General features: G+C 41.6%; 20 protein-coding genes. 6 read left to right on the forward strand and 14 right to left on the reverse strand.

Features of this window, described 5'->3' with window-relative positions; genetic code table 11:
* Positions 1–23 precede the first annotated feature (23 nt).
* The 7 genes from ezrA to HMPREF9186_RS03110 form a co-directional block, all read right to left on the reverse strand.
* Entirely contained in the window at positions 24–1,748 is a 1,725-nt protein-coding gene (gene ezrA / locus HMPREF9186_RS03080) for a septation ring formation regulator EzrA (RefSeq protein ID WP_009731363.1), read from the reverse strand.
* An 86-nt stretch (positions 1,749–1,834) separates the two neighbouring features.
* Entirely contained in the window at positions 1,835–3,784 is a 1,950-nt protein-coding gene (gene gyrB / locus HMPREF9186_RS03085; RefSeq protein WP_009731364.1) for a DNA topoisomerase (ATP-hydrolyzing) subunit B, read from the reverse strand.
* Between the two features lie 12 nt (positions 3,785–3,796).
* On the reverse strand, positions 3,797–4,360 hold the full coding sequence (locus HMPREF9186_RS03090; RefSeq protein ID WP_009731365.1) for an HAD-IA family hydrolase: 564 nt from the start codon (positions 4,358–4,360) through the stop codon (positions 3,797–3,799).
* A gap of 164 nt (positions 4,361–4,524) precedes the next feature.
* Positions 4,525–5,076, reverse strand: a complete 552-nt coding sequence (locus HMPREF9186_RS03095) for a DJ-1 family glyoxalase III (protein WP_009731366.1) — start codon at positions 5,074–5,076, stop codon at positions 4,525–4,527.
* Positions 5,077–5,091: 15 nt separating this feature from the next.
* Positions 5,092–6,321 carry an FtsW/RodA/SpoVE family cell cycle protein gene (locus tag HMPREF9186_RS03100; protein WP_009731367.1) on the reverse strand — a complete coding sequence of 410 codons (1,230 nt, stop codon included), beginning with the start codon at positions 6,319–6,321 and terminating at the stop codon, positions 5,092–5,094.
* 33 nt (positions 6,322–6,354) lie between these two features.
* Entirely contained in the window at positions 6,355–7,335 is a 981-nt protein-coding gene (locus HMPREF9186_RS03105; RefSeq protein ID WP_009731368.1) for a YeiH family protein, read from the reverse strand.
* Positions 7,332–9,794 carry a bifunctional DnaQ family exonuclease/ATP-dependent helicase gene (locus HMPREF9186_RS03110; RefSeq protein WP_009731369.1) on the reverse strand — a complete coding sequence of 821 codons (2,463 nt, stop codon included), beginning with the start codon at positions 9,792–9,794 and terminating at the stop codon, positions 7,332–7,334. The genes HMPREF9186_RS03105 and HMPREF9186_RS03110 overlap by 4 nt, the downstream gene beginning before the upstream one ends.
* A gap of 118 nt (positions 9,795–9,912) precedes the next feature.
* Between HMPREF9186_RS03110 and HMPREF9186_RS03115 the strand changes: the two genes are divergently transcribed.
* Positions 9,913–10,548 (forward strand): MBL fold metallo-hydrolase, encoded by a 636-nt coding sequence (locus HMPREF9186_RS03115; protein WP_009731370.1) that lies wholly within the window; start codon positions 9,913–9,915, stop codon positions 10,546–10,548.
* Positions 10,549–10,623: 75 nt separating this feature from the next.
* Here the strand turns inward: HMPREF9186_RS03115 and ftsX are convergent, their stop codons facing one another.
* From ftsX to prfB, 3 genes are all read right to left on the reverse strand, one after another.
* Positions 10,624–11,550: a permease-like cell division protein FtsX gene (gene ftsX / locus HMPREF9186_RS03120; protein ID WP_009731371.1), complete on the reverse strand. Its 927-nt coding sequence runs from the start codon at positions 11,548–11,550 to the stop codon at positions 10,624–10,626.
* Positions 11,543–12,235: a cell division ATP-binding protein FtsE gene (ftsE, locus tag HMPREF9186_RS03125; RefSeq protein WP_009731372.1), complete on the reverse strand. Its 693-nt coding sequence runs from the start codon at positions 12,233–12,235 to the stop codon at positions 11,543–11,545. The genes ftsX and ftsE overlap by 8 nt, the downstream gene beginning before the upstream one ends.
* 42 nt (positions 12,236–12,277) lie before the next feature.
* Positions 12,278–13,373, reverse strand: a protein-coding gene (prfB, locus tag HMPREF9186_RS03130) for a peptide chain release factor 2 (protein ID WP_156801299.1) whose coding sequence is annotated in 2 segments (ribosomal slippage) — positions 12,278–13,300 and positions 13,302–13,373 — 1,095 coding nt in all. Because the reading frame shifts where the segments join, the coding sequence is not laid out codon by codon here.
* Between the two features lie 174 nt (positions 13,374–13,547).
* On the opposite strand from prfB, the gene HMPREF9186_RS03135 reads away from it, so the two are divergent.
* Positions 13,548–14,405, forward strand: coding sequence for a metallophosphoesterase (locus HMPREF9186_RS03135; RefSeq protein WP_037613909.1), 858 nt, complete (start codon positions 13,548–13,550; stop codon positions 14,403–14,405).
* Positions 14,406–14,709: 304 nt separating this feature from the next.
* On the opposite strand, the gene HMPREF9186_RS03140 is transcribed toward HMPREF9186_RS03135, so the two are convergent.
* From HMPREF9186_RS03140 to HMPREF9186_RS03150, 3 genes are all read right to left on the reverse strand, one after another.
* The gene (locus tag HMPREF9186_RS03140) at positions 14,710–15,378 is read right to left on the reverse strand and encodes an MIP/aquaporin family protein (RefSeq protein ID WP_009731375.1); all 669 of its coding nucleotides are present in this window, start codon (positions 15,376–15,378) and stop codon (positions 14,710–14,712) included.
* Positions 15,379–15,498: 120 nt separating this feature from the next.
* Positions 15,499–18,183, reverse strand: a complete 2,685-nt coding sequence (locus HMPREF9186_RS03145) for a calcium-translocating P-type ATPase, PMCA-type (protein WP_009731376.1) — start codon at positions 18,181–18,183, stop codon at positions 15,499–15,501.
* 203 nt (positions 18,184–18,386) lie between these two features.
* Positions 18,387–18,770 (reverse strand): DUF1934 domain-containing protein, encoded by a 384-nt coding sequence (locus tag HMPREF9186_RS03150; RefSeq protein ID WP_037614034.1) that lies wholly within the window; start codon positions 18,768–18,770, stop codon positions 18,387–18,389.
* A 115-nt stretch (positions 18,771–18,885) separates the two neighbouring features.
* Between HMPREF9186_RS03150 and HMPREF9186_RS03155 the strand changes: the two genes are divergently transcribed.
* From HMPREF9186_RS03155 to HMPREF9186_RS03170, 4 genes are read left to right on the forward strand one after another with little or no spacing between them, the layout of a single operon-like run.
* Positions 18,886–20,196 carry an HD domain-containing protein gene (locus tag HMPREF9186_RS03155; RefSeq protein ID WP_009731378.1) on the forward strand — a complete coding sequence of 437 codons (1,311 nt, stop codon included), beginning with the start codon at positions 18,886–18,888 and terminating at the stop codon, positions 20,194–20,196.
* Complete coding sequence (yidA, locus tag HMPREF9186_RS03160; RefSeq protein WP_009731379.1) at positions 20,186–20,992, forward strand: sugar-phosphatase; 807 nt, start codon at positions 20,186–20,188, stop codon at positions 20,990–20,992. Before HMPREF9186_RS03155 ends, yidA begins: the two co-directional genes overlap by 11 nt.
* A 3-nt stretch (positions 20,993–20,995) precedes the next feature.
* Positions 20,996–22,210, forward strand: coding sequence for an aminoacyltransferase (locus HMPREF9186_RS03165; protein ID WP_009731380.1), 1,215 nt, complete (start codon positions 20,996–20,998; stop codon positions 22,208–22,210).
* 8 nt (positions 22,211–22,218) lie between these two features.
* Positions 22,219–23,454, forward strand: coding sequence for an aminoacyltransferase (locus HMPREF9186_RS03170; protein ID WP_009731381.1), 1,236 nt, complete (start codon positions 22,219–22,221; stop codon positions 23,452–23,454).
* A gap of 79 nt (positions 23,455–23,533) precedes the next feature.
* Here the strand turns inward: HMPREF9186_RS03170 and tpiA are convergent, their stop codons facing one another.
* Positions 23,534–24,292 carry a triose-phosphate isomerase gene (gene tpiA, locus HMPREF9186_RS03175; RefSeq protein ID WP_006595928.1) on the reverse strand — a complete coding sequence of 253 codons (759 nt, stop codon included), beginning with the start codon at positions 24,290–24,292 and terminating at the stop codon, positions 23,534–23,536.
* Between the last annotated feature and the right edge of the window lie 40 nt (positions 24,293–24,332).

Raw genomic sequence — 24,332 nt, forward strand, 5'->3', positions numbered from 1 at the left:
TTCAAACAGGTCGTTTTCTATCCTTAGAAGCGAATTTGCTCCCGCGTTTTTTCATATGAAGTAACAAAGCGGTCAGTTACTCCTGCTTCTACCATTTCCAAAGCATCTGAGATGACTTTGAAGGAAGCCGCATAATCGTACTCTCTTTCGAAAATATATAGCGATTCGTCAAAAGCCGCTTGTACATGATCATCAAATGAACGGTAACGATTCGAGTATTGCAATAATTGCTCTGTCAACGTCGCATTTTGCACAATTCGATAAGCCGCTTCTTCCAGTTCATTCATATCATTTGTTAGGATATCCAATAAACGGTTGGTTGTTTCAATATCGACTTTTTCGCCTTCCAATTCATTCATCAATGCTTCAGTATTGTTACTTGCTGTGAAGAAAATTTCTAAGAATTCTTGAGGAATTCCTGGCAAGTTTCGCTTATCCATGTAGCGTTTGATCGCATGCAAACGGTTGGCATAGATATTAACCTTTTGGCGAGCATTGGCATCGTCTTTTTCAATTTTTGAAAGGGAATTGCTTAAGTTGATTTGTTCATCTTCAATTTCTTTCAAACGAGTTTCAATCGCTTCTAATTCCTCTTCAACGATGGAATAAGCTTTTTGTGTTTCAGATGAATCTTTCAAAGCATCCTCCACCACATCTTCTTGTGAAGACAATTCAGCTTCCAACTCTTTTAACTGTTGGCTAAAGGCTTCATTCAAGACAAAGGTTTTACCAAGACGTTCTACTTCCGTTGCAAGGTTTTTATTGTTTTCCTTTGCATGGTTCAAATAACCAGGCAATTGTTTCACTAACTTCTTGACAACTTTTTGCGATTCAATCTCACGGGTAAAAATGTGATACAAAGCATCGATCTCTTCTTGAATTTGCTCATTTTCGTAAATGGCATTGTCCAATTCAAGAGCTGATACATTTGCCATGTTATTCTTCAAAGAAGCATGCAATTGTTGGAAGCGAGATTCAATATCCGTTTCAGTAAAATGATAACCAGATTCTAAAAGCTTGCGGTAGCCACTTTCCAAATCTTCCAATTGATCCGGAAGTTTTGATTGAAGGGCTGTGACAATTTCTGGTACCCGCTCTACAATTTGTTTTAAAGCAACAATATGATTTTCAGCAGTATCAAGAATTTCAGCAGCCTCAACAGGGTCCCCTGAAGAATTCAGAGTGACAAATTGTGAAAATTCAGATTGAATATTCCCAATTTGCTTTTCAATTTCAGGAAGAGCACTACCATAACGATCTGGATTCGAAGTAACTTCTTTTTGAAGTTCCTCAAACATATCTAAGGCATGGACAACACGACCGCTATTCTTTTGCTCTTGCTCTTTCAGATCTGAAAGGGCTTGGCGAATCGCCTTGATATCCTCCTCGATTAATTGGATCTGACTTTCGATATTGTCAATGGCTTGTTTGGCCTTCATGAAACGGAAAGAATTATTATAACCTTCTGCTTCAAATAGATTGTTTTCAATATCAGCAAATGAATTCAAGGATAAGTCTACCCATTTTTGATTCCATTCACGAAATGCCACTTGACTTTGACCAATCAAATGCATGTTTTTGACAGCCTCTACTTCATCGTTGACCGGAAGGTTGTATAACTTTTCTTTTCGTTCTTCCAGTGCTGCCAGTAAGGCTTCATTTCTTTTTCTCAAAATCACTGCAACCACATATCCTACAATCAAGATAAGGGCTACAATAAAGATGAGAGCAATTAGTCCACTAGACATATAAAAACTCCTTCATCGTATTACTTGAGCGTAATCCTTGTAATTATACCATAAAATATCCATTAATGGGAAGTGTTCAGTGAATTTTATACATCGAGAGTACTATATTCAGCGTTTTCTTCGATAAATTCACGACGCGGTTCTACTCGGTCCCCCATCAACATATCAAAAATCTTATCCGCTTCGGCAGCATCATCTACGGACACGCGTGCCATCAAGCGGTGTTCAGGGTTCATGGTTGTTTCCCAAAGCTGGTGATCATCCATTTCCCCAAGACCTTTGTATCGTTGAATCGTTGGTTTTGAGCGACCTTCTGAATAGCGTTCCAAAGCGGCAGCTAATTGTGCTTCTTGGTTCGCACCCGGTTGGATATATTCTTTGATTTCACTACCGACTTTTACACCATAGATTGGTGGTTGAGCGATGTAAACATATCCTGCCTCCAAAACTGGTTTCATATAGCGATAGATCAAGGTTAACAGAAGGGTTCTAATATGGGCGCCATCGACATCGGCATCTGTCATGATGACTAATTTTTGATAACGAGCTTTTGATACGTCAAATTCTGCACCAAAACCGGTACCCATAGCGGTAAATAAACTCCGGATTTCTTCATTGGCTAGAATTTTGTCCATGCTAGCTTTTTCCACGTTGAGGATTTTCCCACGAATAGGGAGAATCGCCTGGAACTCTCGGTTTCGACCTGACTTTGCAGATCCTCCGGCTGAATCCCCTTCGACGATAAAGAGTTCTGTTTCTGCTGGGTTGTTTGAAGAACAATCTGCCAATTTACCAGGAAGGTTTGAGATTTCTAAACCAGATTTCTTGCGGGTCACTTCCCGCGCCCGCTTAGCAGCGACCCGAGCCTTAGCTGCTAAAATCCCTTTTTCGACGATTTTCTTAGCAATTTGCGGGTTTTCCAATAGAAAATCAGAAAAGGCATCACTAAAGAGTCGGTTGGTAATTTTTACAACTTCTGAATTCCCAAGTTTGGTCTTGGTTTGTCCTTCGAACTGTGGGTTAGGATGCTTAACCGAGATTACTGCTGTCAACCCTTCCCGGACATCTTCCCCAGTTAGATTGTCTTCGTTTTCTTTTAAGAGCTTATTTTTCTTGGCATAGTCATTGATGACGCGAGTGAGGGCTGTACGGAATCCCTGCTCATGGGTTCCACCTTCATGGGTATGGATATTATTGGCAAAACTCATGACGGTTTCGTGATAGCCGGTTGTGTATTGCATGGCTACTTCAACCGTAATATCATCCATTTCGCCATCTGTGTAGATCGGTGTTTCAAAGATAACATCCTTGTTTTCATTGATGTATTCTACATAGCTTGAAATACCACCCTCATAGTGGTAATCTTTCGTTTGCTCCTGCCCTTCACGCTTGTCCGTGATCGAGATGCGCAAGCCACGATTCAAGAAGGCTAATTCTTGAATCCGCTTGTTCAACTTGTCAAAGTCAAATTCAGTAGTTTCTGTGAAAATTTCTGGATCTGGAATAAAGTGGACGGTTGTCCCTGTTCGATCGGTCTCCCCGATGATTTTCAAGTCATCTACAACATGGCCTCGACGATATTCTTGGTAATGGATACTGCCATTTTTGTAGACACGAACATCCAGTGACGTGGACAGGGCATTCACGACGGAAGAACCTACCCCGTGTAGACCACCAGATACCTTATAGCCACCACCGCCGAATTTTCCTCCTGCGTGAAGTACGGTAAAGACGGTTTCAACAGCAGGACGACCTGTCTTTTCTTGGATATCCACTGGGATTCCCCGTCCATCATCGACAACCGTGATGGAGTTATCCGCTTCAATAAAAACTTCAATATGGCTAGCAAAGCCGGCCAAGGCTTCATCAATCGAGTTATCTACGATTTCCCAGACCAAGTGATGGAGACCTTCTTTTGAGGTAGATCCGATATACATCCCCGGACGCATCCGCACTGCCTCTAGTCCTTCCAAGACCTGAATTTGACTGGCATCGTATTCTTGTGCTTGAACTTCTTGCTGTTTATCCTCTGTCATAATTTCCCTTTTCTATTCAAATATAAACTGGTGTAATTGGGGCATGGTATCAAATAAATAAGTTGTGAGACCTGCTGCCTTTCCAGCTTCTATATCGATCGGACGATCTCCGATAACCAGGCCGTCTTGGATGCCATATTTTTCCTTTAAATAAAGCATAGAGGCTGGATCTGGTTTGCGAGGGAACCCCTCGTCTGCTGTTACAATCTCCGTAAAGAAAGACGCGATACCCGTCTGATCAATGAGAGTCAATACTTGGCGATCCCGATGGGATACCAAAAAATGATGACCTCCTTGTAATTGAATCTCTTCTAGCAACTCTTTCGCTCCCTCAAACAGTACCGGCTCTTGCAAGGCAACGGCTTCTTTTTTCTTATATTCTGTACGAAATTCAGAGATATGAGGTGCAAAGGTAGCAATCGCATCCTGTGTTGAGATTTTTAATGCTGCATAAACAGAATCATGATCAGCTTGGATGTGAAAGTCCTTCAATGTCGCTACAAAGGCATTTGTGGACATTTCGTAATTATCCAACAGCGTCCCACCAAGATCCCATATAAAATCATGATAATTCATAGTCAATATTATACCACAAATGGACAAAAAAAATAAGCCAAAACCCTCATTTAGGGCGGATTTTAGCCATTTTTTACCTTCGTTTCGTTTTACATCAAAGAGAAGGCATTTCCTAGCAGAAAATGCCTCTCTCCCTTACAAAAACTGTGGCCCAAAGCACATTTTTAGGCGTCTCCAAAGACGTCTTGGTAAAGCATCCCTTGGCGAAGACTTTGGGCGTCTCCTCCAAAATGGTCTACCAAGGCATAAGCCAAGGCTAGGGCAGTTGAAGGACCACGACTGGTTAGAAGGTTGCCATCCTTGACGACTGTCTCCTTTAGATACTGTCCGTCTTGAATCTCCTCTTCAAAGCCATCGTAACAGGTATAGTGTTTATCTTTTAAGAGACCGGCACGCGCCAAGACAATGGGAGCTGCACAAATCGCAGAGATGGTTTTTCCTTTGCTACTTTCTTCTTGAAGGGCTGCAATCAATTCTGGATTATCCCGTAAATTCACTGCTCCTGGCATTCCACCTGGTAGAAAGATCCCATCATAATCTGACAAGTCTCCATTCCAGAGACGGTCTACTTCCACCGAGATTTGGTGAGAGCCTGTTACAGTCTCTTCCATGCCAATAAGGTCACAGTCAATCCCTGCACGTCTCAAAACATCGACAATGGTCAAAGCTTCAATTTCTTCAAATCCATTTGCTAAAATCGTTGCTACTTTTTTCATCTTCATTCCTTCTTTCTATTGCGCTCCTTTAAGGATGACTTTTTTACGGATCGGCACCTGCTCCTTTGGCTCTTTCTTTTTGCTACTATGATTGTAAATCGAGAGAACCAGACCAATACCGATCAGGTTACTAATAATAGAGGAGCCACCTTGAGAGATAAAGGGAAGGGGAATCCCAGTCAATGGCAGTAGCCCCGTCACTGCTCCAACATTTTCAAAAATATGAAAGACCAACATCATAATAAACCCAATGGAAATATAGGTATAAAATTGGTTATTGGACCGTAGAGTGATTTTTAAAATTCGGTAAATTAAAGCTACATAAAGAATCAAAAGCAGGAGAGAGCCAACAAAACCGAAGTCCTCTGCTACTACTGTAAAAATCATATCGCTTTCCCGAACAGGGACCAATAAATTGGAGACATTAAATCCTTGTCCAAAGAGACCACCGCTAGCAATAGCCAACTGTCCTTGGGCTTGCTGATAGGTTGTTGTTTGGGCATAATCAAAGGGATTTAACCAGGCAACGATCCGATTCATTTGGTAAGTAGGCATCCCTACTTGCTGGTGAAGAAAAGCACGGCCACCTTCTGATAAAAAGAGAAAGAGAAAGCCTGCTACGCCACCCGCTACAAGTAAGATCACCGGAAAAATAATTTTCCAGGAAACTCCTGAAACCAGCACCAAGCCTGAAAAGATGGCTAAGAATACCAAAGCCGTTCCCAAGTCCTGTTGTAAAGCCAGTAAGACAAAAACAGGAATCGTATAAACAATCAACTCGAGGATCAAAAACCAATCTTGTCGCAACCAGCGCTCACGCCCTTTGTTTCGTTGTAAAAATAAGACAATCGAGCGTGACAACATCAGAATAAAGGGAATCTTCATAAATTCTGAAGGCTGAAATAAAGTGATATTGCCATAAGCCACCAAGTTTTTAGCCCCTGTTGAAGCCACCAAGTTGGGATTATAAAAAACAAGAGGAAGAACCATCAAGGCCAAACCGAGTATATAGAGAAAGGGAGTGATTTTCCAAAGAAATTTTGTGCTAAAAATCGTCACAATGAGGCAAATAAGAACTCCTAGACCAATCCAGGCCAATTGTTGTCCCAAAAAAGGCCAGACCCATTGGGGATAATCGTGAGAAACCGCGACATAAACAGATAAGATCCCAATCAGGAGAAGAATAAGGACAATCGTAATAATCGAATAATCCAGGTGTACCTTCCAGTACTGCTTTTTCTTCATTCACATTCCTTTCTAAAAAGGTGATAAATTCAATTAATAAAATAACATTTGTAGAATCAAGCTAGATCCTGCTACAAAAAACCAAGCTATCAAGCCAACTAAAAGAGGAGCTGCTCCAGCAGCGCGGAACTGTTTCCAAGAAACCTTACTGCCGATTCCAACCAAGGCCATAGCCATAAAGAGATGAGAAAGGTCCTTTAGGTAAGGAAGGACTACCTTAGGAACCACGCCGATAGAAGATAGAATGGAAGCCACAATAAACCAAATGATAAACCAAGGAATAATTTGTTTCACCATTCCTTTGTTACCTTCCTGGTACTGACTCTGATACCATTTTAAACCGATCATGCCCAAACAAACCGGCACGATCATGAGAGCCCTTGATAATTTTACAATCGTCGCCATTTCACCAGCCGCTTTACTGTAGGAAAAGGCTGCCGCTACAACAGATGATGTGTCGTTAATAGCTGTCCCTGACCAAAGGCTAAATTGAAAATCAGACATGTGCCATAAATGACCTAATAGCGGAAAGATAAAGACAGCCAAAATGTTAAAAAAGAAAATGGTTGACATGGATAGAGCAATTTCCTCTTCATCTGCTTCAATGATGGGCGCGGCGGCAGCGATAGCTGATCCACCACAAATAGCTGTTCCAAAACCGATTAAGGTTCGTAAATGAGATTTCAGATGAAAGACTTTCCCAAAGATCACAGCAGCAAGAAAGGCAACCGCAATAGTGGGCAAACTAATCTTCAGGGAAGAGACCCCTGTAGAGGCAACGGTCGCAATAGGCAAGCTAAAACCCATGAAGATAATCGAATACTGCAACAATTTCTTACCGGACCAATTGAGTCCTGGCCGCGACGTCTCAGGCAGGTCTACCAATTCATTGAGGACAATTCCTAAAATCAAAGCAAAGACACTTGAGCCAATGATGGGAAAGAACTTTCCCAAAAACATAGCGCCCAACGCTAATACAAATGCAAATGCAAGTCCAAATCCCTTATTTTTCATTCTCTATTTTCCTTTTTGAAAAAGTTGGCTGTTTGCTCAACAAGTCGTTCTCTCAATGTCGTGTGAAGGGGCAATACCTGTTGCAAGCTATCTAAAATTTGTTTTCCATATCGTTTGGTCACCACTCGCTGGTCTAATAGGAGCACTAAAGATTCCTGTTCTTGGAAACGACTGGTTCTCCCAATGGCCTGCTTTAGTCTCAAAATCGCGACTGGCAGACTATAGTCATAAAAAGGGTTCTTCCCCTCTTGTCTGAGTTGGCTATTTACCTTTTGAACCATATAGTTTTTAGGATTATCAAAAGGCAAACGCGTGATGATTTGAATCACTTCTCTTTGTTGGGAAAAATCGACTCCCTCCCAGAAGCTTCCTGTTCCCAATAAAATCGTACTCTCTCCACGATCAAATCGTCGTTTAATATTGGCTGCATCCCCATTTCGGTACTGAGCCAAATGAGGAAACTTCAAAGCAGCTGAGGTCTCCAGTAATAATTCTTTTGAAGTGAATAAAAGAAAGATTGGTTTTCTAAGAGGAAGCAACTCTTCGATCAGTCGACTGATTTCAATTGCATACTCTGATGAAGACAGGGAAACCACATCTGGAAAATCAATTGGTAGGAGCATTGCCTGGTGTTGCTTTAACTGGGTTGGAACCTGGTAGATTTGCTGCTCTTGGTAACCTAATAGAGAAGGCAAATTCACCTTTTTACTAATAGCGATGGTCGCTGATACAAAGAGCACGGGCACTTCTTCAGGAACAAAATCCCTAAAGGAACATAAATCCTCAACTCCTGCATGAAGATGAAGGATTTGGTGTCTATCGACCACTTCTTTATCTATCCAAAAGGTCTGGTAGCGCTCATCAAATAATTCTCTTAGTTTCTCTAAAGAGTCGTTTTTTAATTCCGATACATCTTGACGTATTTTGGCCACTGTTTGATCGGATAAAACTGCCGTTTTTCCTTGCTGGATTTCTTTGGAGCAGGCATTTAACTCAAATTGAATACTCTCCAACAAACGCCGTTGCAGAAGATCTTTCTCCTCCTCAATTGCGTGTTGCAGGCTCATTAGAAGAGATTGCAAGGTCTCTTCTCTCTGTGAAAACTGCTCCAAAGCAAAGAAGAGTTTTTGTGCTTCATCCACAACCAGGACAGTCTCTTGAAGCAGACTTTTGTCATCTTCTAGGCGGGTTAAAAGATAAGCATGATTGGTCAGAATCACCCGGCTAGTTTTTACTTTTTCCTGGCCAAGACGCCAGAAATCTTCCTGATAAAAAAGTGAATGCTTCGACAATTGGCCATCGTGACTTATTTCAGAGACAAAATGGGCATGACGATAAAGCTGGCCAATCTCACTTAACTCTCCTGTTTCTGTCATGGTTAGCCAAACCAACAGTTGCATCTTAAAGCGTCGGATCATCCGATTATCTGAATCACTCTGTAAGGTCTCATAAAATTTATCAAGTTGGATGTAATCCTTGGGACTTTTCAGGCTATGAAAGGGGATTTGGAAAAGATCCTGAATAGCCTTTCCTTCCTTTTTCATTATTTGATCCTGAAGAATTTTAGTCGGTACACTCACAAGGATACGCTTAGAGGTTTTGGACAATAGCGTTAACAGATAGGCGTAGGTCTTCCCAATTCCTGTCGGAGCCTCTATAAAACTTGGAAGAGGCTGACGCAAACTTTCCTCGAGATAAGCCACAAATTGACTCTGCTCCGGATAAGCCTCCAATCCCAACAACTGCATATTGAGTTCAAATTGTTCAGATAAATGGTAGCTTTCCAGAAACTGCTGTGGCTTTCGCAAATAGAGTCCATGAACTTCGAATAAATGAGACGGCAAAAAGAGGCTACTGTCTTCAAGTGCATCTTCTATCAACAGCCGTGATTCATAAATCAAACAATCTGCCATCGAAAGGAGGTTCTCAATCAATCCTCTTGGTAAGCTCGCAATTTTTTCTCTTAACTTCAACAGCAACTGGGCTGTTGCCATAGCATCAGCTAGGGCAGAGTGAGCATGATGCAACTCAATGTCCAGTTCAGTCGCAAGTGCTCCTAAATTGTAACGTTCCAAAGTAGGATAGAAAATTTGAGACAATTCGACCGTATCAATTCGAGGAGTGGTTAGCTCAAAGCCTTCCCAAAAGAGGGCTTCTGCCAATAAATTCGCATCAAATTTGACATTATGGGCCACAAAGACGGCATCTTCTATTAACTCAAAAATTTCTTTTGCCACTTGTGCAAACTCTGGAGCTTTTCGCAAGCGAGCATCTATCAGGCCAGTCAATTGTTTGATGTGCTCATCCAATCGTTCATGGGGATTCACATCCGTCTCATAGGATTGAGTGATCCTGCCATCTTCAACGATGACAATTCCAACCTGAATGATCTTGGCATTGCTTCCAGCACTGGTGGCTTCCAGATCCACAATGGCGTATTTCCGTTTCTGTCTTGTCATAGTACTTAAAATTATATCACGTTTGAGCAAGCTATGCAGATTTTTTTATCCTTTCAAGCCGACTTCAATCCTGTTATTTTCCTTGTAATTTGATACACTATTCTAGAAAGGAGTCCCAATGAAAATCTATCGAACTGTTAATCCTGTAGCTTATGAAAACACCTACTACCTTGAAAATGACCAGGCCCTTATCCTAGTAGATCCAGGTAGCGACTGGGCTACTATTCAAAAACAAATTGATCGCATAGGAAAACCAATCGTAGCGATTCTTTTAACCCATACGCATTACGATCACATTATGAGTCTTGAAAAGGTTCGTCAACAGTATTACTTCCCACCTGTCTATGTCCACCCAGCAGAATCTAGTTGGTTGTCTTCTCCTGTTGACAATTTATCTGGTTTGGATCGTCATGCAGATTTGCAAGATGTGATTTGTAAAGAAGCAGAGTTTCTCTATGAGATTCGCAGTGAGTATGACATAGCGGATTTCCACTTTTACGTTCTGGAGACACCGGGCCATTCGGCCGGTGGAGTCTCTATCGTCTTTCCCGACGACCACTTGGTCCTATCCGGTGATGCCCTCTTTCGTGAGACCATTGGACGGACCGATCTTCCAACTGGAAATGCTACACAGCTATTAAACAGTATCAGGGAAGAACTCTTTCCTCTTCCATCTTCCTACACCGTCTATCCTGGTCATGGCCCTGAAACTTCTATCGGACATGAAAAAATGTTCAATCCCTTCTTTAGGTAATCTTAAAAAGCCCTGTCTCATCCTTCCTGTACTAATTAAAGGATACAAAAAAGCAAGTGTGAACTTGCTTTTTTGTTATATTTTAAGGAAACGTCTCATGGAGATTGAAGAACCGATCGCTCCGATCAAAATTCCCAATCCAAACAAGGCACCGACCATAATAGGCACCAAGAGATTTGGGCTATATAGGTACAAGTTTTGGTCCGCTAAGTTATTGTTCATCGATGTGTAGACAACATTGTAGACATAGAAAACCAAGGCAGAAGGGACCACGGCTCCTAAGAGACCGATCCAAGCTCCTTCTAAAAGGAATGGCGCACGAATATAGCCACTTTTCGCACCAACTAGACGCATAATCTTAATCTCACGACTACGTGAAATAATAGTGATCCGAATCGTATTGGAAATCAAGAAGACCGCGATAAAGATCAATAAGGCTACACCAATCAAGCCCCAGTTTCGAATAAAGGTTCCAAGGGCAAATAAGCGTTGGGTATCTACCCCACCATCTTTAACTTCAGAGACCCCTTCAATTTTTTTGGCATCAGCCGAAACTTGCTTAACATATTTAGGAGCTGTGGTCTCTACATAATAGGCATCATAAAGAGGATTTGCATCTCCATCAAAAATCTTCCAGTTGTTTCCAGCTGTTTTGATCAGTTTATCATACTGTTCTTCCTTACTAGAAAAAACTACCTTATCGACATGTTTCATGGCTGTTAAAGCATCGTAGACTTTATGGTAATTTTCATTAGTGACAGTCTGACCTTCTTGTTCAATCTGTTCGCTCTGATCTTGAATATCTTTGCGCATGTATACTACAACCCGCACACTGTTTTGAATATCATCTGAGAGCTTGATGGTATTGGCAATGACAGAGGCAAAGATAGCAACCAAGCTAAGGGTAATCATAACCGAGCTGACTGCCGCAATCGTCATCCAACCATTTCGTTTCAAGCTTTTAAACGATTCGATTAAGTGTCGGAAAAATCTTCTAATCATCGTATCCGTACTCTCCTTCCGCTTCATCACGCACGACACGACCATTTTCAATCGCGATGACACGGTGACGTAAGGTATTTACAATTAAGCTATTATGGGTCGCCATTAAGACTGTGGTCCCTTGTAAATTAATCCGTTCCAAAAGATTCATGATCTCCCACGAATTATCTGGGTCCAAGTTACCAGTGGGTTCATCCGCAATCAAGACTTTAGGATTGTTTACAATGGCCCGCGCAATGGCAATCCGTTGTTGTTCCCCACCTGACAATTCATTCGGGAATGAACGAACCTTGTGTTTTAAGCCAACAAGATCCAAGACTTCCATAACGCGCTTTTTAATATTCCGTCGGCGTTCCCCAATAACTTGCATAGCATAGGCAATGTTTTCATAAACTGTTTTCTTTGGAAGCAATTTGTAGTCTTGGAAGACTACCCCAACGTTCCGACGCAACATAGGAATATCGCGTTTTTTGATTTTATCTAAATCAAAATCAGCTACTTTCAAACTTCCTTTATCGTGTTTTACTTCACGGTATAAAAGTCGAATAAAGGTCGACTTCCCTGCACCAGAAGGTCCTACAATATAGGCAAATTCTCCCGGTTCAATTTGGACCGTTACCCCTCGAAGGGCCGTAGTCCCGTTGTCATACTTTTTGACAACATCTTTCATTTCAATCATTGACATGTAATGAAATTCCTTTCATTCTTTTTAGGTATCCACTTTAGGTTATTGGAGTCTCCATTTGAGATAGGCATCGATAAAACCATCGATATCTCCATCCATCACCCTATCCACCTGCGCAACTTCGTAGTTGGTCCGGTGATCCTTAACCATCGTGTATGGGGTAAACACATAAGAGCGGATTTGACTTCCCCAAGTGATTTCTTTCTTATCCCCTTTTAGAGAATCCACTTCTGCAGCTTTTTTCTCTTGCTCTAATTGATAGAGTTTGGCTTGCAACATCTTCATAGCCCGATCACGGTTTCCGTACTGAGTCCGGTCAACCGTCGAAGCTACTACAATCCCTGTCGGAATATGTGTCAAGCGCACCCCAGTAGAGACCTTGTTGACATTTTGTCCACCAGCACCACCAGAGCGGAAGGTATCCATCTTGATATCATCATCTCGAACTTCCACTTCGATAGTATCATCTAATTCTGGCATGACTTCAACAGAAGTGAAGGAAGTATGCCGACGTTTGGCGGAGTCAAATGGAGAGATCCGAACCAAACGGTGAACCCCCATCTCAGACTTGAGAAGACCATAGGCATGAGGCCCTTCAAAGGATAAGGTCACAGACTTGATTCCAGCCTCATCACCAGCCTGATAGTCCAAGACTTCAACTTTAAAGCCGTGGGCATTTCCAAAACGTGTATACATCCGAAGAAGCATGTCGCCCCAGTCCTGAGCCTCTGTGCCTCCTGAACCTGGGTGGATTTCTAAGATAGCATTATTATTGTCATAGGGTTCAGACAATAGTAAGGTCATCTCATAGCTGGTCATTCGTTTGTCTAGTTCTTCTAACTTTTCGATCAATTCTTCTTTGACCGAATCATCTTCTGCCAAAAAGTCCAGTAAGATTTCAGACTCATCAAAGAGATCCACCATTTGATGGAAATTTTCATAGGTCTGCTTGAGTTCATTCAATTCCTGAGATGTTTTTTGCGCAGCAATATTATCATCCCAAAAATCAGGTTCTGTCATTTTATTTTCTAAAATGGCAATTTCTTCTTCCAATGCCTCTAAGTCAAAGAGACCCCCTGAAAGAAGCTAATTTTTCACGATTTGCGTCAATTTTTTGACGAATTTCTGAAATATCCATAAGTACCTCTTTCTATGTATCTAGTCTATTATATCATAACCTTCATTATTTGCCCACTTTCCAATATGGAACCTACTGGTTTACGACTATCAAACCAGCTTATTTTCAGTCTTTTTCTATTTATTTGTAACCTAATTGTTAGAAAAAAAGAACCGGATATGCTAGACTGATAGCATGACAAGAGTAGCTTTTATGTCCGATTTACATATTGATTCGAACCTCTTTGGCCAAGAAGAAATAGAGACCCTCATCACCCTTTTCAAGCAAGAAGAGATTCAACACCTCCATATCGCAGGAGATATTGCCAATGGCTTTGAAAAGATCTCACAAGATTTTATAGCCCAACTTCAACACCAAGTCCCCGTAACCTTCAGTCTGGGGAACCATGATATGCTGGGGCTATCAGAAGAATCTATAAAACCTTTTGAATTTCAAAAGATTTCCTTTTCAAAGCATACTCTTCTGGCCTTTTCAGGCTGGTATGACTATAGCTTCGTTCCCGCCATCTCTCCTCAAAAACATCTTCAAACTAAGAATCTGTTTTGGTTTGATAGACGCCTCAAACGAAGGGGGTCCGATCCAGAGATTACCAAAAATCTTTTGCAAGAGCTCCAAGAAGAACTGAAGCTGGTGGATCAACCCTTGGTCATCGCTATGCACTTTGTTCCCCACGCTCATTTTCTTATGCGCTATCCTTATTTCGAGCGTTTTAATGCTTTTCTCGGAAGCCAAGCCTTCCATGAACTTTTTAGGCAATTCCCTGTCAAAGATGTCATATTTGGACACAGCCACCACCGAATTTCAGATAGGACAATCGACAATATCACCTATCATGCCAGACCTTTAGGCTATGTTCGAGAATGGGAACTTTGCAAGCAATTCTTCGAAGACTTCCCTCAATTTGATTTTCCCAAACGGTATGATCCCTACAAACGCTATCGCAAAATAAAAGACCTGCCAGAATTTCAGGCATACAAGAAAAAACAACTTGCCCATGAATTCTCCCAAGCCATGACTATCCTTGAACTATAAAAAAATTAGTCCTCCTAGAATCAATTTAGAATGTAGACAAACTACTTTAAAATAAAATAAGTTAAGCGATTTTGCAAAAAAAAATTCCAATTTTTAAATCGATTCAAGAAAATACCGAAACTTTCCGCTGTGAGAAAAGTGCCTGAAACAATTACGTTTCAGGCACTCGGGAGTTTTGAGACCCTAGGCTCAAAACTAAGTCTTGGAACTTCGACGAAGTTCGCTGACGTCCGTACTCACCTAAGGAAAGTTTTTTATATGACTTTGTCTTCAATCTGAATTGGTCCCTCTGGAACCAATTTTTTTACTCTTCTGTATCTAAGAGATTTTTTGCAACGATTGCTGCGAGAATTCCTCCAACAATTGGAGCCAAGATAAAGATCCAAATTTGTTGAAGGGCCGCACCACCTACAAAGAGAGCAGGAGCCAAGCTACGAGCTGGGTTTACAGAAAGTCCTGTAATATTCAAACCAACAAGAATAATCAAAGTCAAGCTCAAACCGATCACAAGACCAGCGATCTTCCCATTTCCTTTAGAAGCTGATGTCACGGTCATGATGACCAAGATAAAGATAAAGGATGCAATCACTTCAAACAAGAAACCGCCAAATAGAGTCACTCCTTTAGCCAAGGCATTTTCACCAAGACTAGCGGTTGACATACCTGAATTGGACAAAAGGAAGAAGACAGTTGCAGTCGCAAGGAAAGCTCCCACTACTTGCGCTGCGATATAGTTGACCAAGTCTTTAGAAGACAAGCGTTTGTTGACAAACATAGCAATGGAAACAGCTGGGTTCAAGTGAGCACCAGAAACAGTCCCAATAGAGTATGCTGCTGCAACAATCGACAAACCAAATGCCAAGGCAATTCCTAAATGACCGAGACCTTCAGTCCCATTTCCAAAAACAACTGCTCCAGTCCCGATAAAGACAAGCATAAATGTGCCGATGACTTCAGCAATAAACTTTTTCATAATCAAGTTTCCTTTCTTAAAACTGTTGTCTAGTTTATCAAAAATCGACTCTTGCCTCAAGAAATATGCCTAGTCATTTTCTGTCAGATAAAAAAGCCATCCGAAGATGACTTTTCATACTTAAATCGCGTTTTTATCTTTACCTAGAGATCGTTGAACAGCTTTGACAATCTCAACAAGGACCACAATCATCATTGCACCTACAGCAACCACCAACCATTGCGTCAAACTCAAATTTGAAACATGGAAGAGTTTGTTAAATCCTGGAACCATGATGGTTGCCATTAAGAGAATAAAGGCAACTGGAATAGACCAGTTAAAGGTCTTGTTCTTGAAGAGTCCCACTTTAAAGATTGATTGGTAAACGGATTTAACGTTAAAGGCATGGAGCAATTGGATCAAACCAAGAGTTGCAAAGGCCATGGTAAGGGCGTCTGCATTCATCTCTGCATGACCTTGGTGCTCTGGGAAGAGAATAGCCCAACCGTATACACCAAGTACCAAGATAGTTTGGAAGATCCCTTGATAAAGGATAGCTCCAAAGACACCACCATCAAAGAAGTTAGACTTACGGCCACGAGGTTTGTGGCTCATGACACCTGGTTCAGCTGGTTCCACCCCAAGAGCGATAGCTGGTAGGGTATCTGTTACCAAGTTAATCCAGAGAAGGTGTACTGGTTGCAACACATCCCAACCAAAGAGGGTTGCAAAGAAGATGGTGAATACTTCAGCCATATTGGCAGACAAGAGGTATTGGATGGATTTTTGGATATTGGAGAAGACCTTACGTCCTTCTTCTACTGCTACAATAATAGTTGCGAAGTTGTCATCGGCAAGGACCATATCAGAAGCCCCCTTAGAAACCTCTGTACCTGTAATCCCCATACCGATACCAATATCTGCTGTCTTAAGTGATGGCGCATCGTTGACTCCATCACCTGTCATGGCAACAACTTTACCTTCTTTTTGCCATGCTTTCACGATCCGAACCTTGTGTTCAGGTGATACACGAGCATAAACAGAGTATTGCTTAAAGACTTTTTGGAATTCTTCATCAGAGAGTTCATTCAACTCCGCACCAGTGAAGACATGGTCTTCTGTATCATTTGGATCGATGATCCCCAAACGTTTGGCAATAGCTTCAGCCGTATCTTGGTGGTCACCCGTAATCATGATCGGACGGATACCCGCTTCCTTAGCGACACGAACAGCTTCTGCAGCTTCTGGGCGCTCAGGGTCGATCATGCCGACCAAACCAGAGAAGATGAGGTCAGATTCAACAATTTCAGATTCCAAGGTTGGAATTTCCTTACTTGTCTTATAAGCCATCATCAAGACACGAAGGGCTTGTTTGGCCAAGTCTTTATTGGTAGCAAGGATAGCTTGTTTATCTTCTTCTGTGATGGGGCGAACTTCCCCATTGACTTCAATACGAGTCACGCGCTTGAGCAGCTGATCAGGTGCACCCTTGACAGCGATAAAGTAAGAACCGTCTGCTTCCTTATGAATGGTAGACATGAGCTTACGATCAGAGTCAAATGGCAATTCAGCCACACGAGGCTCATCCTTCAAGACTTCACGGACATCAAAGTTGTGGTCCAAACCAAACTGTACCAAAGCAGTTTCTGTTGGATCCCCAATCAATTTACCAGATGGGTCTACCTTGGTATCATTGGCAAAGTTCATGACACGAAGAGTATTGTTGCTAGCAGCAATTTCACTTGCTGAGCTTTGCAATTTACCGTTGGTATACACTTTTTCAACAGTCATTTGGTTCATGGTCAAAGTACCTGTTTTATCAGATGCGATGATTTCTGTTGAACCAAGTGTTTCAACCGCTGGTAATTTACGAACGATCGAATTCCGTTTGGCAAGGGTTGTCGTCCCCAAAGAGAGAACGATGGTTACAATGGCAGGAAGTCCTTCTGGAATGGCCGCAACCGCAAGGGCTACCGCTACCATCAAGCCTTCCAATGGATGTTCACCACGAACGAAGACACCAACTAAGAAGGTAATCACTGCAATCACAACGATTAAGTAGGTCAAGGTCTTAGACAATTGGGTCAAGCTTTGTTTCAACGGTGTTTCCGTTTCATCCGCATTAGCCAACATATCCGCAATCTTACCAACTTCTGTATACATACCAGTGTTAGTTACAACACCAATACCACGACCGTAAGTTACGTTTGAGTTTTGGTAACCCATATTAACGCGGTCTCCAATACCTGCATCAGCTTCGACAAGTCCTGTCACATCTTTTTCTACTGGGACAGATTCCCCTGTAAGAGCTGCTTCTTCGATTTTGAGGGAAGCTGCTTCAAACAAGCGCATATCAGCAGGTACGACATCTCCTGCTTCTAGCAAGACGATATCCCCAGGCACCAATTCTTTTGAGTCAATCTCAATGACATGACCATCACGACGAACACGAGCCATCGGGCTAGACATATTTTTCAACGCTTCAATAGCTGCTTCAGCTTGACCTTCTTGGTATACCCCAAAGGCAGCATTCAAGACAACAACAGCCAAGATGATTATAGCATCTGTTAAGCCATCCATTCCTTCTGTAATCACAGAAAGTGCCGCAGCCGCAAGCAAAATGATGATCATTAAATCCTTAAATTGATCAAGGAATTTAGCTAGTAGGCTACGTTTTTCGCCCTCTTCCAACTCATTCCGACCATAAGTCGCTAAGCGTTCTTGAGCCTGAGCAGTTGACAAACCTTCGATAGATGAGTCCAAGTTCTTTAGGACTTCTTCTGAGGTCTGTGTGTAAAACAAGTCTTTATTTTGTTCTTTTGACAAAACAGTCTCCTCCTTTTTGGCCTCTTTTTACAAAAAAAGAGACCTGTTTTTTAAAAAAACAAGTCTCGCTGTTTAATATAGTGCCGGAAATAATTCGGAATGACGACACTATCGCGGTTAACCGCCAGCTACTCCCTTGAGTGGTATTATTATACCATTTTTATGGAATAAAGCAAGCAGGATCGCAAATAATTTCATAGATCCTATTCTCCCCATTCAACCAATAATTGATAATGGGCAAATTCTTGCTCCCCATCGAGCGTCATCAAGCGATAGGAAAGATGTAAACGACTATCCTCTAGTTGAAAGAGGTCTGTTGCGATCAAAAATTGCTGGATTCCCATCGGAGTTGGAATAACAGCCCCACCGTCTTCAAATTTGTAGAAGCGCATGATGGATTTCGGGCTTGAAAAGCGGGTCATAATCAGTTCAGCCTTAGAAAATTTCAAGGCAACTTTTTCCTTTTCTTCATTGGTATATAAAAGATAATGAAAACCAGCTTTTTCTTTCCACTCTCCTTGATAGTACTGATCGATGATTTCCATTTCTTCTCCAAATCGAATCGTATTTTGAATATGAATCTGCACCTTTGTCTCCTTCTCTTCTTTCATTGCTTCTCTATTCTATCAAATTTTACGCTTTTTGACTGCCCTCATTAGCCTCTAGATCGCAAAATAGGCTTTTTTTTGCTATAATAGACCCATGAATGAAAAAGTCTTTCGCGATCCCGTACATGATTATGTTCACGTGGATCATCCCATCATTTATCAATTGATTAATAGTAAAGAATTTCAACGACTACGCCGCATCAAACAACTGGGGACATCTGGTTTTACCTTCCACGGTGGGGAGCATAGTCGTTTTTCTCACTGTCTTGGCGCCTATGAGATTTCAAGACGCATTCTCTCAATTTTTGAAGAAAAATATGCAGATCAATGGAATTCTGATGAAAACTTACTGACCATGACAGCCGCCCTTCTTCATGACATCGGGCACGGTGCCTATTCCCATACCTTTGAAGGACTTTTTGGGACCGATCATGAAAAAATGACCCAGCTCATCATCACCAATCCTGAGACGGAGGTCAATCAAATCCTATTACAGGTGGCACCTGATTTTCCAAATCGTGTAGCCAGCGTCATTGACCACACCTATCCCAATAAGCAAGTGGTGCAGTTGATTTCCAGTCAAATTGATGTGGACCGAATGGATTATTTACTACGAGATGCCTACTTTACAGGTGCTTCCTATGGGAAATTTGACTTGACCCGCATTCTTCGCGTCATTCGACCGATTGAAAATGGCATTGCCTTTCAACAAAATGGGATGCATGCCGTTGAAGATTATGTAGTCAGCCGTTACCAAATGTATATGCAAGTCTACTTCCACCCAGCTACTCGTGCGATGGAAGTCCTCCTTCAAAATCTACTCAAACGCGCTCGAACTATCTATCCAGATCAGAAAGAGTATTTCCAACTGACTTCGCCTCGCTTGATTCCTTTTTTTGAAGAAGAGGTGACCATTGACGATTACCTGAATTTGGATGACGGTGTGATGAACACCTATTTCCAAGTCTGGATGGAGAGCCCGGATACCATCCTGTCTGATCTTGCTCAGCGCTATATCAATCGGAAAGTCTTTAAATCGATTCTATTTACAGAAGATAAGCGAAAAGACTTAGCAATCCTTGGAAAACTGATCAAAGAGGTTGGGTTTAATCCTACTTATTACACCGCCATCCATGAGAATTTCGATCTGCCCTACGATATTTATCGACCGGAGCTTGAAAAACCACGTACTCAGATCGAGATGATCCGAAAAGATGGTAGTCTAGCTGAATTGTCTCATTTGTCCCCACTCGTTGCAGCTTTAGCTGGAACCCGCTATGGGGACAACCGTTTCTATTTCCCAAAAGAAATGCTGGAAGCCAATGGACTTTTCAGTAAACAAGTGGAGGAATTCACTTCCTACATCACCAACGATTATTTTACAGGAGAGATGAATGGCCATTAAATTAGTCGCGATCGATATCGATGGTACGCTACTTAATTCAAAAAAAGAAATTACACCTTCCGTTTTTGAAGCCATTCAAGACGCAAAAGCTGCAGGTGTGAAAATCGTGATCACAACTGGTCGTCCCATCGCAGGTGTCTCAAACTTGTTAGCACAACTTCATCTCACGGATCCTGAGGATTATGTCATTACTTTTAATGGGGGCTTGGTCCAAGAAACTGCTACTGGAAAAGAAATCATCAAGGACCTTTTAGATTATGAGGACTATCTCGATATCGAGTCTCTGGCCAACAAACTCCAGATTCACTCTCATGCCATTACAAAAGACGGTATTTACACCAGTAATCGAGATATCGGACGCTATACTATTCATGAGTCTCAACTGGTCAATATGCCCCTTTACTACCGGACGCCTGAAGAAGTGCGAGAGAAAAAATTTGTTAAAGCCATGTACATCGATGAACCAGAAATTCTGGACGCTGCGATTGCAAAAATTCCAAGAGAATTTCAGGACCGCTTCACTATGGTTAAATCAGCTCCATTTTATTTAGAAATTCTCGGGAAAACGACCAATAAAGGAGCTGCCGTTCTCCATCTGGCTGAACAACTTGGAATCAAACAAGAAGAGACCATGGCTATTGGAGATGAGGAGAATGACCGCTCCATGTTAGAAGTTGTAGGACATGCTGTCGTTATGGAGAATGGCAATCCTGCCCTCAAAAAAATTGCTACAACTATTACCAAATCAAACGATGAATCGGGCGTAGCCTACGCCCTTAGAAAGTGGGTATTATAAGAAATGTATCATTACCAGCTAGGAATTTCTGCCACTGAGCATGATAACTTTGTTATTCAGAGTGACCAGACTAATCTCTTACAAAGTAGCTCATGGGCAAAAATCAAAGATAATTGGGGAAATGAACGAGTTGGTTTTTATCAAGAAGACCAATTAGTCGCCGTTGCAAGCATTTTGATTCAACCCCTGCCACTTGGCTTTTCCATGCTTTACATTCCTCGAGGCCCCATCATGGATTACCAGAACAAGGAACTAGTTTCATACGTGATGCAGTCCCTAAAAAAAATAGCCAAACAATACAAGGCCTTATTTGTGAAATTTGATCCAAGTCTTTTCTTGAGCAAACACTTGATTGGACAAGAAAATATGGAAACGACGGATGTACAAGCGATCATTGAAACCCTAACAAAAGAAGGGATTGAATGGACAGGCCCTACAAGTGATATGGGAGAAAATATCCAACCACGCTTTCAAGCCAATATTCATAAAGACTTTTTTACCGAACAAAACCTTTCTAAATCGACTCGTCAAGCGATACGAACTGCTCGAAATAAAGGGATCCAAGTGCAATTTGGCGGGATAGAATTGTTAGAATACTTCTCTTCCCTCATGAAAAAGACGGAAGCTCGGAAAAGCATTCATTTACGTGGAAGAGACTACTACGAGAAACTGCTGACAACTTACCAAGGACAATCCTACATTACCTTGTCTAGCCTTGATCTCGTAGAGAGGAAGGCCATGCTGACAAACAATCTTGAGAAAAATAAGGCTGAGGCTGAAAAATTCACAGAAAAAACTAAACCTGGAAAGGTAGAGAACAACCAGAAAGAAAAAGAACGCTTAGAAGAAGAGTTGCAATTTCTTGAGCAACATCTCCAAGCAGGCAGACAGGTCGTCCCTCTATCTGGTACCTTGACACTCGAATTTGGTGGGACATCTGAAAATGTCTATGCAGGGATGGATGAAGAATTCCGTCGTTACCAACCTGCCATCCTCACCTGGTACGAAACAGCTCAACACGCCTTCGATCGTGGTGCTTCGTGGCAAAATATGGGGGGAATTGAAAACTCACTAGGTGGTGGACTTTATCATTTCAAATCTAAATTCAATCCTGTCATTGAAGAATTTGTTGGGGAATTCAACCTCCCAACCAGCACACTCTATCCACTTGTAAACAAAGCCTACAAGATCCGGAAAAAATTAAGAAATAAACAATGAGGTAACCGATGACTTTCGCTATTCTGACCCAAAAAGAGTTCGCTAGCCATGCTAATAGCGCCTCCTATCGTTCCTTTATGCAGACACCTGAAATGGCTAGCCTTCTTGAGAAAAGAGGCTTTAAGATCCAGTATGTCGGTTGGAAAACAGGAACTCAAATTACCATCTCTGCCCTCCTATATTCAATTCCTATGACAGGCGGATTTCACATAGAAGTTAACTGTGGCCCAGTTATTACTGATCGTTCCCATCTTCAGGATTTCTATCAGTCTTTGCAGGACTATGCCAAGAACCAAGGGGCTCTAGAATTGATTATCAAACCCTACGATACTTATCAAACCTTCAATAGTGATGGTAATCCAATTTCAGAACCTAACCAAGACTATATTAACGAATTGACCCATATCGGCTATTCCTTTGACGGATTACAAACGGGATATCCTGGTGGAGAGCCTGATTGGCACTATGTAAAAGATATGGAAGGCATCACCGAAAAAGATCTTCTCAAGAGTTTTAGCAAAAAAGGAAAGCCACTTGTGAAGAAAGCGAAATCTTTCGGGATGAAACTGAAACGATTAAATCGAGATGAACTGCAACTTTTCAAGGATATCACTTCTTCTACCAGTGACCGTCGAAACTATCTGGATAAAACTTTGGATTATTACCAAACCTTCTACGATAGTTTTGGGGACAAAGCGGATTTCATGGTTGCTACTCTGAATTTCCACGATTACTACACCAATCTTGAAAAAGACCAAGGCAAACTAGCTCAGAAGATTGAGAAATTACAGAAGGATCTTGAAGTCAATCCACATTCAGAGAAAAAACAAAATCAACTTCGTGAATTTTCTAGTCAGTTTGAGACCTTTGAGGTGAGAAAGAAAGAAGCCAAAGAATATATTGAAAAATATGGTGACCAAGATGTCATCCTTGCAGGTAGCCTCTTTGTCTATATGCCGCAAGAATCTACCTATTTATTCAGTGGCTCTTATACAGAATTTAATAAGTTCTATGCTCCTGCTGTGCTCCAGGAATACATGATGCTTGAAACAATTAAACGTGGCATTCCAAGATATAATTTCCTAGGTATTCAAGGAATTTTTGACGGCTCAGACGGTGTTCTTCGTTTTAAACAAAACTTCAATGGCTATATCGTTCGTAAGATGGGAACCTTCCGTTATTACCCAAATCCTCTGAAATTCAAAGCCTTGTCCTTGATCAAACGAATCTTAGGACGCTCATAAGAAAACAAAAGCCAGCTTACTAGCTGGTTTTTTTAAAGATAAAAAAAGACGAGAAATATCTCGTCTTATTTATGTTCGATTAGTTTACGAAGTTCAACAATGCCAAGAAGCTTTCTGGATCAAGTGATGCACCACCAACAAGAGCTCCATCAACGTCTGGACAAGCCATGTATTCTGCAACATTTTCAGGTTTCACTGAACCACCGTATTGGACACGTACTTTGTCAGCTACTTCTTGACCGAAGTCAGCAGCTACAACGTCACGGACCACTTTACACATTTTTTGTGCGTCGTCTTGTGATGCAGATTTACCAGTACCGATCGCCCAGATTGGCTCATAAGCGATAACGGATGCAGCTACTTGCTCAGGAGTCAAACCAGCCAAAGCAGCAGATACTTGAGCACCTACGAATTCAGCAGCTTTACCAGCTTCGTAAGTTTCAAGACTTTCACCACAACAGATGATTGGAAGCAAACCATTAGCAAAGATAGCTTTTGCTTTTTTGTTGATGTCTTCGTCTGTTTCGTGGAAGTAGTCACGACGTTCTGAGTGACCGATTACCACGTAGTCCGTACCGATTTCTTTCAAAACTTGTGGGCTAGTTTCACCAGTGAAGGCACCAGCGTTTTCAAAGTAGCAGTTTTGAGCAGCAACTTTAAGGTTTGAACCTTTAGCTGCAGCAAGAACAGTTGTCAAGTCAAGTGCAGGAGCTGCAATCCCAGCTTCAACAAGATCAGATGAAGGAAGTTTTGATGCTACTGCTTCAACAAATGCTTTTGCTTCTTCTGGATTTTTGTTCATTTTCCAGTTACCAGCGATAAATGGTTTACGTGACATTTCACATACCTCGTTTTTCTAATTTTATACTACCTATTCT

Origin of the sequence: Streptococcus sp. F0442 (genome assembly GCF_000314795.2) — a bacterium.
GTDB lineage: Bacteria > Bacillota > Bacilli > Lactobacillales > Streptococcaceae > Streptococcus.